The sequence below is a fragment of the Streptomyces viridifaciens genome (assembly GCF_001888885.2).
GTDB classification, from domain to species: domain Bacteria; phylum Actinomycetota; class Actinomycetes; order Streptomycetales; family Streptomycetaceae; genus Kitasatospora; species Kitasatospora aureofaciens.
On sequence record NZ_CP090841.1, the window covers coordinates 75,188 to 91,284 of the forward strand.

Genomic DNA, 16,097 nt, shown 5'->3' on the forward strand with positions numbered 1-16,097 from the left:
TCCTTTTCCGGACGAAGCACGGGTCGGCCGGATCCCGCCACTGCCGTGACCGGCCCTTGCGCCTCCCTTACGGGCCCTTGTGCCCCCGGTACCATGCGGCGGGCCGCCGTCGCCGCCCGTCGCCCAAGGCATCCCGGCCCGTCCGGACGTCCCGACGGGCCTGCGACCAGGGAGTCCATTTCATCGTCCGTTATCCGGACACCCGCTTTCCGGCCACCCGAGTTCGGCGTACAACTTGGCCGGAATCCATGGAGCAGGCACCTTCCGTAACCTCACCGTGATACCGGCGTGACCGTCCAGCGCCGTAACCGGCCGCCCCGGAGCGCGCTACCGGTCGGACTCGGCCCCTGCTCGGACCGGCTCCCCGACCCCTGCCGCGTCCCCGCGCCGGGACACCGCGAGCACCGCCATGTCGTCGTCGCGCGGACCGCCCGTCCACCGGGCCACGTCCGCCACCAACGCGTCCACCGCCTCCCGCGGACCGGCGAACGGCCCGAGCGGGGCCAGCCCCTGCACCGGGTCGTAGAACTCCCCCGCCGCGTCCCGCGCCTCGGTCACCCCGTCGGTCACCAGCAGCAGCGTGCACCCCGGCGGGAAGGCCCTGGTCTCCACCTCCGGGCGGGCCACCCCCAGCACGCCCACCCCCAGCACGCCCATCCCCAGCGGCAGCCCCGGATCGGCCGCGTCCCACCGGCTCACCGTCGGCCCGCCGTCGCCCAGCAGGTACGGCCCCGGGTGGCCGCAGTCCAGGGTGCGGGCGACCGCCTCCCCCGGCGGGAACTCCACCAGCAGCGCCGTGATGAACCCCTCCAGCCGCAGTTCCTCGCCCAGCGCGGCGCTCTCCCGGGCCAGCGTGCGCTCCAGCGCGTCCGCGAGCGCGGCCAGGTCCGGCTCCCGGTGCGCGTCCTCCCGGAAGGCCCCGAGCAGCACCGACACCGCCCCCACCGCGTGCAGCCCCTTGCCCCGCACGTCCGCGATCAGCACCCGCACGCCGTACGGAGTGTCCTGCAGCGCGTACGCGTCCCCGCCGATCAGCGCCTCGTCCTGGGCCGCCCGGTAGCAGGCCGCGACCTCCAGCCCCGCAACCCACCGCGGCGGCTCCGGCAGCACCGCCCGCTGCGCCGCCTCCGCCACCGACCGCACCCGCGCGAGTCTGCGCCCGTGCCGGGCCACCACCAGGTTCACACCGACGCCGAGCACGGCGGCGAAGGCGGTGTTCACCAGCTCCAGGTAGCCGTCCTGGGTCCCGAGCGACCCGTCCCGCAGGGACAGCACCAGGATCCCGGTCACGTTCGCCACCCCGACGGCGAGGGTGTCGCGCAGCGTCAGCAGCGCCCCGGACAGCACGGCGGCCGCCGCGAGCAGCGGGTCGCCCCAGTAGTCGGACGGATCCAGCGAGTTCCACACCAGCCCGCCGACGATCAGCAACCACGGCGCGACCCGCACGTACGGCGGCCACCGCACGGACTTCTGGGCCATCGGCTTCCTGGCCTCCGTCTCATGCGCCCATCAGGAGGGCTCTTCCGATCGTAGGCACGGGCGGGGGCGGGGCGCAGGGCGGTGGGGGCCGGGAGTGCGGCCTCCCCCGCCGTCATTCGGCCCGGCGGGGCCCTGACGCGCTCGCGTCAGCGTGTGAACCGCTCCGCCCCGGCACCGGACAGCAGCCCCGCCGGGACCCGCCGTCCGTACGCCACCAGCAGCAGGTGCTCGGCCCGCCCCTCCACCGGCAGCGGCCCCTGGCCGTACGACCAGTCCAGGTCCGTGGCCCGCAGCCGCACGCCTTCCAGCCGGGCCCCGAAGAAGCGCAGGCTGCGGGCGGAGACCGTGCCCAGCAGGGCGGCGGCCCGGGGAAGGGGGAGGCGCGCACGCAGGCCGAGGGCGACGGTGACGTCGAGGCCGTGGACGGCGTCGTGGGCGAGGGCGGCGATCCGGCCGCCGACCGGGGGCCGCCAGGGGTGCTCGGCGTGCTCGGCCAGGGCGGCGGCGAGTCGGTCCTCGGTGAGTGCGGCGGCGTCGCGGCGGGCGATCCGGTCGGCCATCCGGTGGACGTTGCCGCCGGAGCGGACGAGTTCCCCGAGCGTCCGGGCCGTGGAGTGCCGGAAGCCGGTGCCCATGTGCGCGACCACCTCGCGGACCCGCCAACCCTCGCACAGCGAGGGCGAGTTCCACTGCTCGGCGGTGAGGCCGGCGAACACCCCGGCGAGCTCCCGCCGTTCGGCCGCGATCTGCTCGCGGATCCACCCGGCGCCCTGCTCCTGCTGCACACTGTTCATGCTCCCCAGCCTGCGGCCGGGGGTGCCGCGCGTCCAAGACCGGCTGGTTCTGCCACCTATGATCAACAGTTATGGAACTCCGGCAGCTCCAGTACTTCGTCACCGTCGCCCAGCACGGCAGCTTCACCCGGGCGGCCGAGCTGCTGCACCTGAGCCAGCCCGGAGTGAGTTCCCAGATCCGCCAGCTGGAGCGGGAGTTGGGACACCGGCTGCTCGACCGTTCCGGCCGGTCGGTACAACTGACCAGGGTCGGCGAGGCGGTGCTGCCGCACGCTCGGGCCGCGCTCGCCGCGGCGGCGGCCGCCCGGCTGACGGCGCAGGAGTTCGACGGCCTGCGGCACGGGCATGTGCGGCTCGGCATGGTCGCAGGCGCGGCACTCACCCCGCCGCCGGGGCCCGTGCTGGCCCCGGAGACCTTCCCCGGGCTGGCCACCACCCTCGCCGCCTTCCGCAAGGAGCACCCCGGCATCGACTTCTCGCTGGCCGAGGACACCACCGCCCGGATGCTCGACTGCCTGCGCGAGGGGCGGCTGGACCTGGCGGTCATCGGCCTGCCGACCGCCGCGAGCGGGCAGGAGGGGGACGACGGCTGGACGGCGCTGTCCGGGCTCGCCCTGCACCCGGTGCTGGAGGTCCCCCTGGTCGCGCTCTGCCCCGCCGGCCATCCACTGGCCGCCGCGGACGGCCCGCTGCCGGTCGCCGCGCTCGCCGGGCACGCGCTGGTGAGCACGCCGCGCGGCACCGGTCTGCGGACGGCGCTGGAACGGGCCCTCGCCGAGGCGGGAGCGGCCCCGACCGTGGCCGTCGAGGCCGCCGCGCCGACGCAGTTGGCCGAACTCGCCGCGCACGGGCTGGGCGTGGCGGTGCTGCCGGATCCCGGTGCCGCCGCCGGACTGCCGGTCCGGCGGCTGACCGACCCCGTCCCCCGGGTGCGGATCGCGCTGGCCTGGCCCACCGGGAGGCCGTGCGCACCGCCGACCGCCGCCCTGCTGGCCCATCTGCGCGCCGCCTACCCGGGGCCGTGAGGATCCGGCCGGCCGGCCGACCGGCCAGGCCTGCGGCGGGCCGCTCCCCGGGCCGGTGACGGGCTGCTATCCGGCCGTGGCCGCCGCCGTCCCGTCGCCGATGTGCAGCACCGCGGACGCGCCGGCGAAGCTCGCCCGGTCGAAGGCGTAGCCCTGCTGCGGGGCCGTGTCCGAACGGGCCCGGCCCTCGCCGGGCGCCGGCGGCTCCACCAGGGCCCAGGCGGCGTCCACCCCCTGCCCCATCAGCGCCTCGTACGTCCCCGGCACCGGCTCGGCCAGCCCCAGCACCTCGCTGCGCCCGAGGCTGCCGGCGACGAACACGTACCGCTCCCCCAGCAGCGGACCGACGATACGGCCCGCGCCGTTCCAGCGGCACTCCAGTTCGCCACCGGCCCAGGCGCTCGGGGCCTGCTGGAGGTGCAGGTTGTGGGAGAACACCAAGGTCGGACCGCGCCCGGCCTCGATCGCCCGGATGTCCAGCAGGTTCTGCGCCATCAGCGCGTCCCGCAGCCCGAGCAGGCCGGACACCCGGTCGCTGAGCCCGAGGCCCCGGACCGCCACCTGCGCGTGGTAGCGCAGCAGCCCCAGCCCGGCCTGCAGCCGTGTCCGGGCCCGGAACCACTCGGCGCGCGAGCCGGCTTCGATCAACTCCGGTGCCCGGAGGTAGAGCTGGGTCAGCAGGTCGTCGGCGATGCGGCGCAGCCGGACGGCCTCCGGCGTCTCCCCGGGGGAGCTCGCCGCGTCCAGCACCGCCTGCTCCCGGCTCCAGCGCTCGTCCTCACCCGCCAACTCGGCGATGTCGACGTCGAGTCGGAGGTGGTCAGGGAGATGGTGACGGAGGTAGTCACGGGCGTGTTCGAGGTAGCCGCGCGGGCTGGGGGCCGTGGTGTTCTCGGTCGGGGTGTCGAAGCCGTGGAAGGCCAGCTGCTCGGCGGGCCCCCGGTCGCGGTTGAACTCGCGCATCCAGGCGACGAGTTCGCGGTTGCCCGGCTGGGCGCCGAAGCCGTGGGTGAAGCCTTCGTCCAGTACCGCGTCGAGGGTGCCCGCGCCGTGCCGGACGTAGTCGTCCACGGCGAGCGCGGCCACCCGGTCGGTCTCCAGCGCGATCGAGCGGAAGCCCCGCTCGACCAGTTGGGCGAACAGCCGGTTGCGGACCCGCCCGAAGGCCGGTTCCTGGTGCGTCGGTTCGCCGAGCGCCAGCAGTTCGCAGCAGGGGGTGAGGAAGCCTCGAATGTCCTGACTCATGGACCTCAAGCGTATCCTTGAAGGATCGGTTGAGACTTTTCCGCTCACATTCCGGTGATTGCCGACAGAAGCCTCAAACAGGAGGACACACCGCCGTGCGCCCCGCCGACCTCGCCCGCGAGCACGGCCTCTCCACCCAGGCCGTGCGCAACTACGAGCGCGACGGGTTCCTCCCACCCGCCGAGCGCACCTCCAGCGGCTACCGGATCTACACCGCGCTGCACGCCGCCGCGCTACGGGCCTTCCTCGCCCTCGTCCCCGCGTACGGGCACGCGCTCGCGGGCCTGGTCATGACCGCTCTGCACGCCGACCGCCAGGACGAGGCGCTGACCGCCATCGACCGGGGCCATGCCCAACTGCTGCGCGACCGGGAGACGCTCGCCGCCGTCCGCCGGGCCGTCGACCACCTCTCCACCGCACAGGAGTTCGTCGAGGTTCGTGAGACGTTCCCCGGGCCGCAGTCCGGACCGCAGTCCGGCCTGCCCCGAGGCCCGTTGAGCATCGGCGAACTCGCCCACCGCCTCGGCCTCAGCCCCGCCACCCTGCGCACCTGGGAGGCCGCCGGCATCCTCGCCCCGCCCCGCGACCGCGCCACCGGCCACCGCCTCTACCACCCCGGGGACACCCGCGACGCCGAACTCGCCCACCTGCTGCGCCGCGGCGGCTACCCGCTGGCCCACATCGCGAGCGTGGTCCAGCAGATCCGCACGGCGGGCGGAACGGCCCGCCTCACCGAGGCGCTCGACGGCTGGCAGCACCGCCTCACCGCCCGCGGCCGGGCGATGCTCACCGCCGCCGCCCGGCTCGACGCCTACCTCTCGCTGTCCGCCGAACCCCCGGGCGGGCCCGCGTGCTGACGCGCGAACCGGATGCCTGACCGCTCCACCTGCGTTACCCCTCGGCTGAGTTCGAACATCGGGGACTCGAAGAGGAACCACCCGCTGTGCACATCGCAGTGGCCCTACCTCGGGCCCACTCGGCCCACCGTCGGACCGGCGCTGGAGCAGTGGTTCGCCACCGCCGCCGGCCGGGGCCCGAAGACCCGGTGCCCGCGGTGGTGTCCGCACTTCGGGAAGACCTTCGGCACCTCCTTGGGCGACAGGTACGGGGAGTACCGGCAGGCCTCCGGGTACGGGGCGTCGAAGTCGCAGGGCGGGGCCGGGTCGGGCGGCTGTCTGCTGGTGGCCGTGCTGGGCCCGGTCAGCACCGTCTGCGCGGCGATCTGGCCGTGACTCTGACCGCTGCGTCGGCATTCGGGAAGCATCACCACCGCTCGGGACGCCTCGTGGCGGCCTCGAAGGCCATCGTCAGCCCGCCGTGACTCCCAGGTCGGCCAGCAGCTCCGAACCGTCCGCCCGCACGGCGAACACCCGTCCGCCGCGGCGCCAGGCGGTGACCGCACCCGGCATGCGAGCACACGTGCGCCGGTGGGGCGGTCACACCGGGCACCACGGCGGTGAAGGCCGCCCCGCACTCCGCCCCGGACTCCGCCCCGACGGTGGTCCGCAGACCGGTCCCGGACCACTCGGTGAACGCCCAGTGCACACCGTCGGCGCTGAACCTCACCGCAGGGGCGGTGACCGCCTGCTCCGCGTTGCCGCGTTCGGTCCAGCGCGGCAGGCTCGTCCCGGGGGCGTCCCCGGGCCCGGCCGGCAGCAGCCGCCCGTCCGGGAGCACCACCCGGTCGCCCGCGGCGCCCGCCTCGCCCACCTTGGCCCCCTCGCCCGCCCCGGGCACCCCGACGGCCGTACGAGCGCGCGCAGTTCCCAGCCCGGCTGGTCCCAGCGCCACAGTTCGGTCAGCGGGTGGCAGGCCGACCAGCTCCAGTAGTCAATTCCCTTCTGCCGCACCGGTCGTAGTGGCTCTACCCATCCGACCGAGCGAGCGGTCGGACAGGGTGAGGAGGAAGATCAGGGCCGCGCCGCCGAGCATGAACAGCGCGAGGTGGTGCAGCCCGCCGGTGGTGGCGCCGTGGGGAAAGAAGGCGGCGTTCGCGGCGGAGGCCGCCATCGCGCCGAGGTACATGAAGGTCCGCAACAGCCCGGCCGCGGAGGCGATGGCTGCCGGGTCGGCCTGGTGGTACAGCGCAGTCTGGTTGGCGAGCCCGATCAGCCCCTGCGGGACGCCCGCCAACACTCCGACCGCGACCAGCAGGGTCAGGGGGCTCGCCGACCCGGCCAGCAGCAGGGCGGCGCAGGCGGCCGTCTGGACCGCTGCGCCGATCACCAGCTTGCCGCGCACCGCCGGGTTGCGGCCGGTCAGGCTGGAGACCGCGAGGGCGCTGAGCGAGAGCGGAAGCAGCGCCAGCCCGGCGGTGGCGGCGCTCAGCCCGCGGCCCTCCTCCAGCCACTGGGTGTAGCCGTAGAGGAAGGCGTAGGTGGCGGTGTAGCCGAGCACCTGGCGCAGATAGGTGGCGAGCAGCGGACGGTTGCGGGCCAGCGCCCGCAGGTCGATGAACGGGCTGCGGGCCCTGGTCTCGCGCAGCGCGAAGCCGACGCCGGCCAGGACGGCGAGCACCGGCAGGTACCAGAGCGCGGAGCTCGGCTTCATCACGAACAGCATCGCCGCCAGCAGGAGGACGGCGAACAGCCCGATCCCGGCGTGGTCGAGCCGGTCCCCGCTCTTCCGGCGCGGCCGGGCTACCGGCAGACGGGCGGCACCGAGCACCAGGCAGGCCAGCGACAGCGGGACGTTGACCACGAAGATCGTCCGCCAGCCGCCGAGCCCGATCAGCAGCCCACCGAGCGTCGGCCCGACCACGGCGACGGTCTGGTTGGCGACGGCGAGCGCCGTCAGCACCCCGGTGGGGCTGCTCCGACCGGTGCGCTCCGCCTCACTGCGGGTCAGGTGCATCGCGGCGGGGTAGGCCGCGGAGGTGCCGATCCCCAACAGCACCCGGGCGACCACCAGCAGGCCGAAGGAGGGCGCGAGCGCGCCGACCAGCCCGGAAAGACCGACCAGTGCCGTCCCGGCCAGGTAGAGCCGGCGCGGCCCGTAGCCGTCCACCAACCGTCCGATCACCGGCTGGCCGATGGCGGTGGCCAGGTAGAGCGCGGTCACCAGCCAGGCGGTCTCGGCGGGCGGTGCGCCGAAGGCGGTGCCCACGGGCACCAGGGCCACCGCGATCATCGAGGAGTTGATCGGGTTGAGCACCGAGCCCAGCACCATCGGGGCGAGCAGCCGACGGTTGAACCCGCCGTCGTCACCGGGCTTCCGGGACTCCTGAAGGCGGGCGCGGAGTCGCGCCAGGCGTATCGACGGGCCGGTCATCGCCGGTTCAGCCGATCCAACAGGGACAACGCCGCGAGGACGGTGGCGCGTTCGACCTCGGTGAAGTCCTCCTGGAACGCCCGGGCCAGCCACTCCTCGCGCGCCCGACGGCTGTCCGCGATCCACGACAGCCCGGTTTCGCTCAGGCCGACCAGCTGACGGCGCCCGTCCTCGGGATCAGGACGGCGAACGACCAGCCCGTGCCCCTCCAGCACGGCCAGCGTGGCCGCCATCGACTGCGGGCGGACCCGCTCCGCAGCGGCCAGCGCGCTGGCGGAGGCCGGCCCGTCCGTGATCAGGCGGCTGAGCACGGCGGTCTGGGAAGGGGTGAGACCGCTTGCGGCCTGCCCCTTCTCCCGGAGGGTCCGGCGCAACCGGCTGAAGACGGCACGGAGTTCCCGGGCGGCCAGCGCGCCGGAGTCGGCGCTCTCGGAGTCGCCGGCACCGGCGGGGTGAACGGCGGCGCGATCGGCCGGGGCTTCGGGGGGCGCTGGGGCGGTTCGCTTCTCGGTCATGGTCCCACGGTAATTTCGCCAGTCCAAGCTGTCCAGTTTTGCTGTATATATTTCCAGCCGACCATCGCCGCTCCCGCGCACCCCGATAATTGGCCTCATGATCGACAAGCAGCTCCGCGTCGTCCTCGCCGAGGACTCGGTGATCCTCCGGGAAGGGATGGTCGAACTCCTGATCGCCCGCGGTTGCGCGGTGGTCGCCACCGCCGGGACCGCCCCCGAGTTGCTCGCCGCCGTCGCCGCACACCGGCCCGACGTGGCCGTGGTGGACGTCCGGATGCCGCCCACCCACACCGACGAGGGCATCCGGGCCGCGATCGAGATCCGGGCCACCGCGCCCGGCGTCGGAATCCTCGTCTTCTCCCAGCACGTGGAGACCGCCTGGGCGGCCCGGCTGCTGGCCGGCGGCGCGGCCGGGATCGGCTACCTGCTCAAGGAACGGGTCGCCCGCACCTCCGAACTCGTGGACGCGCTGCACCGGGTGGCGACGGGCGGCACGGCGCTCGACCCGGAGATCGTCAACGGGTTGATGCACGGCGGACGGCGCAGCCGGGTGGACTCGCTCACCACACGCGAGCGCGAGGTACTGGAACTGATGGCCCAGGGCCACTCCAACCGCTCGATCGCCGGGCTGCTGGTGGTGTCGGAGCGGGCGGTGGAGAAGCACGTGGCCTCCGTGTTCACCAAGTTCGACCTGCCCGCGACGGAGGCCGACAACCGGCGGGTCAAGGCCGTCCTGGCCTACCTCGCGGAGACCGGAGCCTGAGGGCCTGCGCCCGAGAACCGGAGCCTCGCGAAATCCCGGCGCGCCGCCGCCCCGATCCACCAGTCCACCCACGCCCCGACCACTCCTCCGGCAGGACGCGTCACAGCCTGCTCGGCAGCTCGGCGCTGACCACCGTCGGCCCGCCGGGCGGGCTGTCCACCCGCAGCACCCCGTCCACCGCCGCCAGCCTCTCGGCCAGCCCCGCCAGCCCGGTGCCCGCGCCGTGTCCGATCGCGGCGCCGCCGCGCCCGTCGTCGCGAACCGTCAACCGGACCCGCCCGCCGACCGCGCTCGCGCTCAACTCGGCCGTCCGCGCGCCGCTGTGCTTGGCGAGGTTGGTGAGCAGTTCGGCCGCGCAGAAGTAGACCGCCCGCTCGATCACCTCCTGCGGCCGCTCCCGCAGGTCCAGCCGGACCGTCACCGGCACCGGCGAGGTGGCGGTCAGCGTGGGCAGCGCCTCGGCCAACCCGGCGTCCAGCGCCACCGGGTGGATGCCCCGGGTCAGCCGGCGCAGCCCGGCGATGGTGGCGTCGGTCTGTCCGCGCGCCCGGTCGACCAGGGCGCGCAGCCGCCCGAGGTCGGGGCCGGACTCGTGCCCGGGGCCGCCCACCCGCCCGGGCCCGGAGGTGTGAGCACGTCCGGGCGCGTGACCGCCGTCTGTCCCGGACCCGTCGGTCCCGGACCCGTCTGCTGCGGACCCGTCTGTCCCGGGGCCGTGTGTCCCGGGCCCGTCCGGCTCGCCGAGGATGTCGTCGGCCAGCGAGAGGGTGATGGCGAGCGCGACCAGCTGCGCCTGGGTACCGTCGTGCAGGTCGCGTTCGAGCCGCCGCAGCCGGTCCGTGCTCTCGGCGAGCAGCGTGGCGCGGGCGTTCTCCAGTTCGCGCACCCGCTGCTGCGAGCGCACCGGTCCGAGCAGCCCCCGGGCCAGCGCACGGTTGGCCCGGCTCAGGCCCCGCAGTGCGGCGGGTACGGCGGTGAGCACCGCGAGGCCGGCGGGTAGCCCGGCCACGTCCAGCCAGTCGACCGGGCGTGGGCCCGGCTCCAGCAGCCGCACCCAGAGCGGGAATCCGGCCAGCCACACCGCGCTCAGCGGCAGCCCGACCGCGGCCAGGAAGCCGAGCAGCCCGAGCGGCAGCCGTGGCAGGAGGTAGAGGAGCGCCCGCCAGGCCACCGGGTCGGCCAGCACCACCCGCCCCCGGGCCAGCACCCCCGAGGGCCGCGGCAATGGCGGTGGCGCAGTGACCGGTTCGCCCAGCAGCCGGCCGACCAGCCGTCGGTGCAGCCCGCCGATCCCCCGCGCCCCGACCAGGGCGGCCGCGACGAACGGCAGCCCCAGGACGGTGAGCGAGAGCAGGGCCCCCGCGTAGAGCACGGCCACGGCGTAGACCGCGCCCAACACTCCGAGCGGCAACCCGAGTACGGCGAACGCCAGCTCACCGCCACGCACCGACAGTCCCCGCCACCACCGAGTCACCACACGCCTCACCATTCACCGATCAACCGGCCCCCAGCATCCCCCAGGCGCCACTGGAACCACCGCACGCCCGGACCATCCGTCACCTCACCACTCTCCCTTCGTTCCGTGCGCCGACACCTGCCTCACCTCGCATGCCCGACTCCTCACCCCCTCTCGCCTCCCACCTCCTCCACCGCACGCCCACCGATCGCCCAGAGCCCCGTGCCCACGATCCCCGGCACCGTCAGCACCGCCGCCCCCGCCACCACCCAGCCGCAGGCCGCGCCCGGCACCACCGGGAGCACCGAGCCGCTGACCGCCCGGCTGAACGCCCCGGTTGCCGCACCCGCCACGGCCGCCCCCAGCAGCACACCCACCACCGTGGTCAGCACGGCCTCGACGGAGAGCATCCGCAGCAGCTGCCGTCGCGTCGCCCCGACCAGCCGGAGCAGCGCGAACTCCCGGCGCCGGTCGGCGGTCAGCGCGATCAGGGTGTTCACCGTGGAGACCGCCGCGAAGCAGACCAGCAGGCCGAGTTCCGCCTGTCGCAGCCAGACGTCGCTTTCCTTGGTGACGCTGGTGGTGGCCCCCGTCGCCCGGGCCGCCTGTTCCGCGGTGCTGGTCATGATCAGCATGGTCGCCGCGAGCCCGACCAGCAGGGCCACGGGGACCACCGCCGAGGAGAGCCGCGCCGCGTACCCGCGCAGGTTGGCGTCGGCCAGCCAACCGGCCCGCGGCAGCAGCAGCCGGGCCGGGGCACCGAGCACCGTCGCCAGCAGCCGGGCCGCGACCGGCCCGAGCAGTGCCACCGCGACCAGCAGCACCAGCGAACCGAGCATGGCCGCCTGCCCCGCCTTGTCCAGCTCTGCGGCCGACCGGTCGGCGGCCAGCCGCAGCAGGAGGACGCCGCCAGCCAGCACCACCGCGCCGGCCAGCAGCCGCGCCACGCCCGTCCAGCGCTGCCCGACCGCGCTGTCGGTGAGCGCGGCGGCCGGGGTGGGCCGGGTGATCCGCCGGGCCGTGAGCGCGGTGGCCGCGAGGCCGACCAGCACCGCCACCGCGAGCGCGATGAGCATCGGCACCGGCGACGCGGGTATCCGCAGGCCGGGCGCGGCCATCCCGCGCCGCTGCAGGGCCGCGAGGAAGGCCCGGGCGGCCAGGAGACCGCCCGCACAGCCGGGCACGGCCGCCAGCAGCACGGTCACCGCGACCTGGGCGCGCACCAGGCGCCGGATCTGCCGGGGCGTGGCCGCGACCGTCCGCAGCATCGCCAGGTCGCGGTGCTGCTGACGGAGGGTGAATCCGAGGGCGTTGACCACCACGAACAGAGCGACCAGTACGGCGATCTCGCCGAATGCCCCCGCGATCACCACCAGTCCGGGCCCCTCCACGGGCTCCCGCGCCACGGCCCGCGGAGCAGTGACCTGCGCGGCGACCAGCGAGCCGAACAGCGTCACCGCCCCCGTCGCCAGGAACAGCGCCACCGCCAGCCCGGCGAACGCCGCCGGTCGGCGCCGGATCTGACCGACCGCCAGCTTCGGCACGGCACCGCTCATCACCCTCACCCTCCCAGCCTGCTCAGCCGCTCGCCCACCTGCGCGGCCGTCGGCCGGACCAGTTCGTCGACCAGGACGCCGTCGGCCAGCAGCAGCGCCCGGTCCGCGTACCCGGCGGCCACCGGATCGTGGGTGACCATCACGCACGTCTGCCCGTCCTCGTCGACCCCCGCGCGCAGCAGGTCGAGGATGTCGTGCCCCGTCGCCCGGTCCAGCGCGCCGGTGGGCTCGTCGGCGAACAACACCTCGGGCCGGGCGACCAGCGCACGGGCGATCGCCACCCTCTGCTGCTGGCCACCGGACAGCTGGCCCGGCCGGTGGCGCTCCCGACCGGCCAGTCCGACCCGGGCGAGCGCCTCCCGCACCCGGGCCCGCTCCGGCGGGTGCCCGGCCAGCCGCCCGGGCAGCTCGACGTTCTGCGCGACCGTCATGGCGGGCATCAGGTTGAAGGCCTGGAAGACGAACCCCACCCTGGTGCGCCGCAGGTCGGCCAGCCGCCGCTCGGGCAGGCCGGACACCTCCGTGTCGCCCCAGCGGACGGTGCCCCGGCTGGGGCGGTCCATCCCGGCCAGGCAGTGCAGCAGGGTGGTCTTGCCCGAGCCGGAGGGCCCCATCACCGCCGTGAAGGTGCCCGGCGCGAAGGCCACGGACACCCCGCGCAAGGCCCGGACGGCGGCCGCGCCCCGCCCGTACTCGCGGTGCAGCCCCTCACCGGTGAGCGCCGCACCCGTCGCCCCGCCGTGCGCCGCCCCGGCGGCGGCTGTCGTCATCCCGTTCATGCCCCCAATCCTGGGCACTCGGGGCCATCGGATCGATTGTGCTGGCACCCCGATCCGAGGTTCGGAAAACCGAACCCCGCAGGTGGTGCTACATCCCCTCACGCCGGTGCCGCGCCGGAAGCCGCCAGAGGGCGTCCGCCCGCTGGCCGTACCAGTACTCGGACCACGCCAGCGGTCCGACCCGCGCGACCTGTCCCCCGCGGTCCGAGGATCGTCCCGCTCAGCGACCCCGTACACGTCCGCCGGTGCCGCGCCCGACGACCCTCCTCGCTCAACGACGCAGCCAGGGCATCGGCTGTCTCAGCCGTCCAGTCGTTCGGCTCCGCCGGAGCGGCCCCGCCAACCGCGCCCCATGCACGACGACACAGGTCGGCGACCGCCCGGCCGGCCGGCAGGCGCGGCGCCTGCGTCGCGCTGCTCCCCCGGGCCACGGGCAGTTCGTCCTCCTCCCAGGAGGCGACGAAGCGGCGGTAAGCCCGGCCCGGGTGCCGCCGGTAACCGTCAGCGCCTCCCAGCTCTCCCGACCGGCCCGCTTTCCTGGAACGTCGAGGCACGCCGCCCGCCCGACGTGTCGGTCACCGACGTGCCGGACTGCCCGTGCCCCGTGCTTCGACTGGGGTGAGGACGCGGCTGGCGCCTCGGCCCTCCACGTCCCCGGCCCGCACCGCCGGCGGCCGGACCGACCCGCCCCAACGGGGCCCGCCGGTTCCCCGCGAAAAATCGGGCTCCCGTACGAGCGCCGGAGGAGGAATCATGATCAGGTGACCATCGACCTGCTCCCCGGCCACGGCGTCCGCCTGCCCGCCCCGCTGCCCGAGCTGCGCTTCGGCCTCTCGGAGGCGGCGGTGCGCGCGCTGCTGGACCCGTACGGCGCGCTGCTGCCGGGCGGGGTGCACCCGGCCTTCGTCTGCGGCTCCCGCTGGGCCCTGACCTTCCAGCTCCCCGGGGTGACCGTCACGCTCTCCTCCGGCGGCGGCAGGGACAGGGAGAACGACGGCGACAGCGACGTCCTCGAGAACATCGGGGTGAGCCGGAACCCGAACGACGACCGCCCCGCCTGCCCGGTCGGCTACCTCGGGATCGACGTGTTCGGCTGGCCGGCCCACGAGTTGGCCGAGGCACTGCGCGCCGAGGGCCTGCCGGTGCCCGATCCTGACCACGGCACGATGCGCCACACCCACCTCTACCTCCACCGGAGCAGCGGGCGCCCCGCCCAGCCGGCTGCGCCCGGCCGGAAGCCGCGTCACGAGGCCCCCTACTACTTCGACCACGTCTCCCTCCACCGCACCGCAGCGGAGGCCGCCATCGCCCCGCAGCCCACCGGCACCGCCACCGGTCCGCACGACGCCGCGTTCCTGCCCCGGCGGGAACTCTCCGCGCGCCCGGCCGAGCAACCGATCACCGAAGCGGTCCCCAAGCTCGGCGGCGAGCCCTGCTGGCTGGCCGAGCCCGCCTGGCCGCTCTCGCCCGACACCGGTGAACCCCTGGTGTTCATCGGGCAGTTCCCCGTACCGGGTGAGGACGAGCGGCTGGCGTACCTCTTCCTCGCGGAGGAGAACGGCGTGATGGGCGGCCTGGATCCGGAATCCGGCGACGGTGTCCTGCTGGTCCAACCCGGCGGCCGTGTCCCGCCGTTCGCCGTCATCGGTCCGCCCGGCACCCACGGCCGCACCCTCTGGCGCCGCGACGGCCGCCACTCAGCCGGCGGCAGCAAAACCGACGGCAACCATGCCGATGACGCCCCGACGACCCCGGTCGAGTTCCACCTCGACCTGCTGCCGCTCTCCCCCGGGGCCGACCGGGCGATGGACCAACGGGCCGCCTTCCAGCGGTACCTGCGCGGCGAGGGCCCCGAAGTGCCGTTCCCGGACGGCGCGCACGTGTACGACCACCTCGGGGGTGTCCCGTCCTTCCCCACCGGACGGGCCGGCGTCCCCGCGCCCTGGCGCTACCTCTTCTCCCTCTCCGACGCCCCCGACGACGGCGATCCGTACTTCCTGAACTTCGGCTACGGCGTCGGCTTCGGTTTCCTCAGCCCGGACGGCCTGGAGGGCCGCTTCTCCTGGGAAAACCCCTGACCCGGCGCATCCCGGTACCACGCCTCGCCTGCACGGGACCACCCGACCACTGACCACCCGACCACCCGCACATCCGCACATCCGCACACCCACCAGGAGTGACCATGACCACCACCCCCCTCACCGTCGCCGTCCTCGGCCCGGGCGGCGTCGGCGGACTGATCGGCGGCCTGCTCGCACGCGACGGCCACCGCGTCATCTGCCTGGCCGGCGAGCGGACCGCGGCCGTCCTCGCCCGGGACGGACTGCACGTGCGCAGCGGCCAGTTCGGTGAGTTCACCGCCCGGGTGGAGGCCGCCACCGAGCTGCGCGAGCCGGTCGACGCCGCCTTCGTGACCGTCAAGGAGACTGCCCTGGCGGCCGCGCTCGACCGGATGCCGCCGCAGGCCCTCGGCACCGGCATCGTGGTGCCCCTGCTCAACGGCCTGGACCACATGGCACTCCTGCGCGAGCACTACCCGGCCGGGCGGGTGGTGGCCGGGACGATCCGGGTCGAGGCCACCCGGACCGCCCCCGGCCGGATCGAGCACACCAGCCCGTTCGCGACCATCGAACTGGCGGCGCCCGTCGGGGAGTTCGCCGAGCAACTGCGGCGCACCGGCCTGGACGTCACGCTGCGCGAGGACGAGACGGCGATGCTCTGGAGCAAGCTGTCCTTCCTCGCCCCCTTCGCCTTGTTGACCACCCGGCACGCCGACGGCATCGGCGCCGTGCGCACCGAGCACCGGGGTGAACTCCTCGCCGTCCTGGACGAGATCGCCGCCGTCACCGAGGCGGTCGGCGCCCCGGCCGACGCCCGGACGCTGCTCGCCTCCTTCGACCGGATCCCCGGGGCGATGAAGTCCTCGATGCAGCGCGACGTCGAGGCGGGCCGGCCGACCGAGCTCGACGCCATCGGCGGCGCCGTGCTGCGGGCCGCCGCCGCGCACTCCGTCCCCACCCCGACCATCACCCGCCTGGTGCGCGAACTGTCGTAGCGGAACGGCCGATCGCAACAGAGGACCGGTCGAACTCGGTTGCGGAACGGCCGATCGCAGCAGCGGGGCCGGCCGATCGCGGTAACGGCACGACCGATCGCGGTAGCGGGCCGGCCGATCCCGGTTGCGGGTCGGTCGGCCGCAGGAGTAGAACTCCTCA

15 protein-coding genes are annotated in these 16,097 nt (G+C 75.0%); 6 read left to right on the plus strand and 9 right to left on the minus strand.

The annotated features are described in order from the left end of the window. Window positions 1–327: 327 nt before the first annotated feature. Window positions 328–1,479, minus strand: a complete 1,152-nt coding sequence (locus BOQ63_RS07860) for a PP2C family protein-serine/threonine phosphatase (protein WP_072653931.1) — start codon at window positions 1,477–1,479, stop codon at window positions 328–330. Between the two features lie 146 nt (window positions 1,480–1,625). Further along, window positions 1,626–2,273, minus strand: a complete 648-nt coding sequence (locus BOQ63_RS07865) for a maleylpyruvate isomerase family mycothiol-dependent enzyme (RefSeq protein ID WP_051746907.1) — start codon at window positions 2,271–2,273, stop codon at window positions 1,626–1,628. A 71-nt stretch (window positions 2,274–2,344) separates the two neighbouring features. Between BOQ63_RS07865 and BOQ63_RS07870 the strand changes: the two genes are divergently transcribed. Continuing rightward, window positions 2,345–3,298 carry a LysR family transcriptional regulator gene (locus BOQ63_RS07870; RefSeq protein ID WP_030284741.1) on the plus strand — a complete coding sequence of 318 codons (954 nt, stop codon included), beginning with the start codon at window positions 2,345–2,347 and terminating at the stop codon, window positions 3,296–3,298. 66 nt (window positions 3,299–3,364) lie between these two features. On the opposite strand, the gene BOQ63_RS07875 is transcribed toward BOQ63_RS07870, so the two are convergent. Further along, complete coding sequence (locus BOQ63_RS07875) at window positions 3,365–4,543, minus strand: erythromycin esterase family protein (protein WP_072653933.1); 1,179 nt, start codon at window positions 4,541–4,543, stop codon at window positions 3,365–3,367. Window positions 4,544–4,638: 95 nt separating this feature from the next. Here BOQ63_RS07875 and BOQ63_RS07880 point away from each other — a divergent pair, with 95 nt between their 5' ends. Together BOQ63_RS07880 and BOQ63_RS07885 are read left to right on the plus strand one after the other, a co-directional pair. Further along, window positions 4,639–5,400 (plus strand): TioE family transcriptional regulator, encoded by a 762-nt coding sequence (locus BOQ63_RS07880; RefSeq protein ID WP_030284737.1) that lies wholly within the window; start codon window positions 4,639–4,641, stop codon window positions 5,398–5,400. A 234-nt stretch (window positions 5,401–5,634) separates the two neighbouring features. Continuing rightward, entirely contained in the window at window positions 5,635–5,775 is a 141-nt protein-coding gene (locus BOQ63_RS07885) for a hypothetical protein (RefSeq protein WP_167395713.1), read from the plus strand. A gap of 31 nt (window positions 5,776–5,806) precedes the next feature. On the opposite strand, the gene BOQ63_RS07890 is transcribed toward BOQ63_RS07885, so the two are convergent. The 3 genes from BOQ63_RS07890 to BOQ63_RS07900 form a co-directional block, all read right to left on the minus strand. Continuing rightward, entirely contained in the window at window positions 5,807–6,280 is a 474-nt protein-coding gene (locus tag BOQ63_RS07890) for a hypothetical protein (protein WP_072653934.1), read from the minus strand. Between the two features lie 93 nt (window positions 6,281–6,373). Continuing rightward, window positions 6,374–7,813: an MFS transporter gene (locus tag BOQ63_RS07895; RefSeq protein ID WP_030284731.1), complete on the minus strand. Its 1,440-nt coding sequence runs from the start codon at window positions 7,811–7,813 to the stop codon at window positions 6,374–6,376. Beyond that, window positions 7,810–8,328 (minus strand): MarR family winged helix-turn-helix transcriptional regulator, encoded by a 519-nt coding sequence (locus BOQ63_RS07900; RefSeq protein ID WP_078656737.1) that lies wholly within the window; start codon window positions 8,326–8,328, stop codon window positions 7,810–7,812. Before BOQ63_RS07900 ends, BOQ63_RS07895 begins: the two co-directional genes overlap by 4 nt. A gap of 97 nt (window positions 8,329–8,425) precedes the next feature. Here BOQ63_RS07900 and BOQ63_RS07905 point away from each other — a divergent pair, with 97 nt between their 5' ends. Continuing rightward, complete coding sequence (locus BOQ63_RS07905) at window positions 8,426–9,091, plus strand: response regulator transcription factor (protein WP_030284727.1); 666 nt, start codon at window positions 8,426–8,428, stop codon at window positions 9,089–9,091. A 100-nt stretch (window positions 9,092–9,191) separates the two neighbouring features. Here BOQ63_RS07905 and BOQ63_RS07910 read toward each other — a convergent pair whose 3' ends face one another. The 3 genes from BOQ63_RS07910 to BOQ63_RS07920 all read right to left on the minus strand — a co-directional run bounded on the left by BOQ63_RS07910 (window position 9,192) and on the right by BOQ63_RS07920 (window position 12,882). Next, window positions 9,192–10,580, minus strand: a complete 1,389-nt coding sequence (locus BOQ63_RS07910; protein ID WP_223885868.1) for a sensor histidine kinase — start codon at window positions 10,578–10,580, stop codon at window positions 9,192–9,194. Between the two features lie 131 nt (window positions 10,581–10,711). Beyond that, complete coding sequence (locus tag BOQ63_RS07915; protein WP_150475738.1) at window positions 10,712–12,103, minus strand: FtsX-like permease family protein; 1,392 nt, start codon at window positions 12,101–12,103, stop codon at window positions 10,712–10,714. A gap of 5 nt (window positions 12,104–12,108) precedes the next feature. Continuing rightward, complete coding sequence (locus BOQ63_RS07920; RefSeq protein ID WP_454129648.1) at window positions 12,109–12,882, minus strand: ABC transporter ATP-binding protein; 774 nt, start codon at window positions 12,880–12,882, stop codon at window positions 12,109–12,111. A gap of 761 nt (window positions 12,883–13,643) precedes the next feature. On the opposite strand from BOQ63_RS07920, the gene BOQ63_RS07925 reads away from it, so the two are divergent. Beyond that, a complete protein-coding gene (locus tag BOQ63_RS07925; protein WP_078938784.1) occupies window positions 13,644–14,960 on the plus strand; it encodes a hypothetical protein in 1,317 nt (438 codons plus the stop codon). A gap of 104 nt (window positions 14,961–15,064) precedes the next feature. Beyond that, the gene (locus BOQ63_RS07930; protein WP_072653936.1) at window positions 15,065–15,937 is read left to right on the plus strand and encodes a ketopantoate reductase family protein; all 873 of its coding nucleotides are present in this window, start codon (window positions 15,065–15,067) and stop codon (window positions 15,935–15,937) included. Window positions 15,938–16,097: the final 160 nt, after the last annotated feature.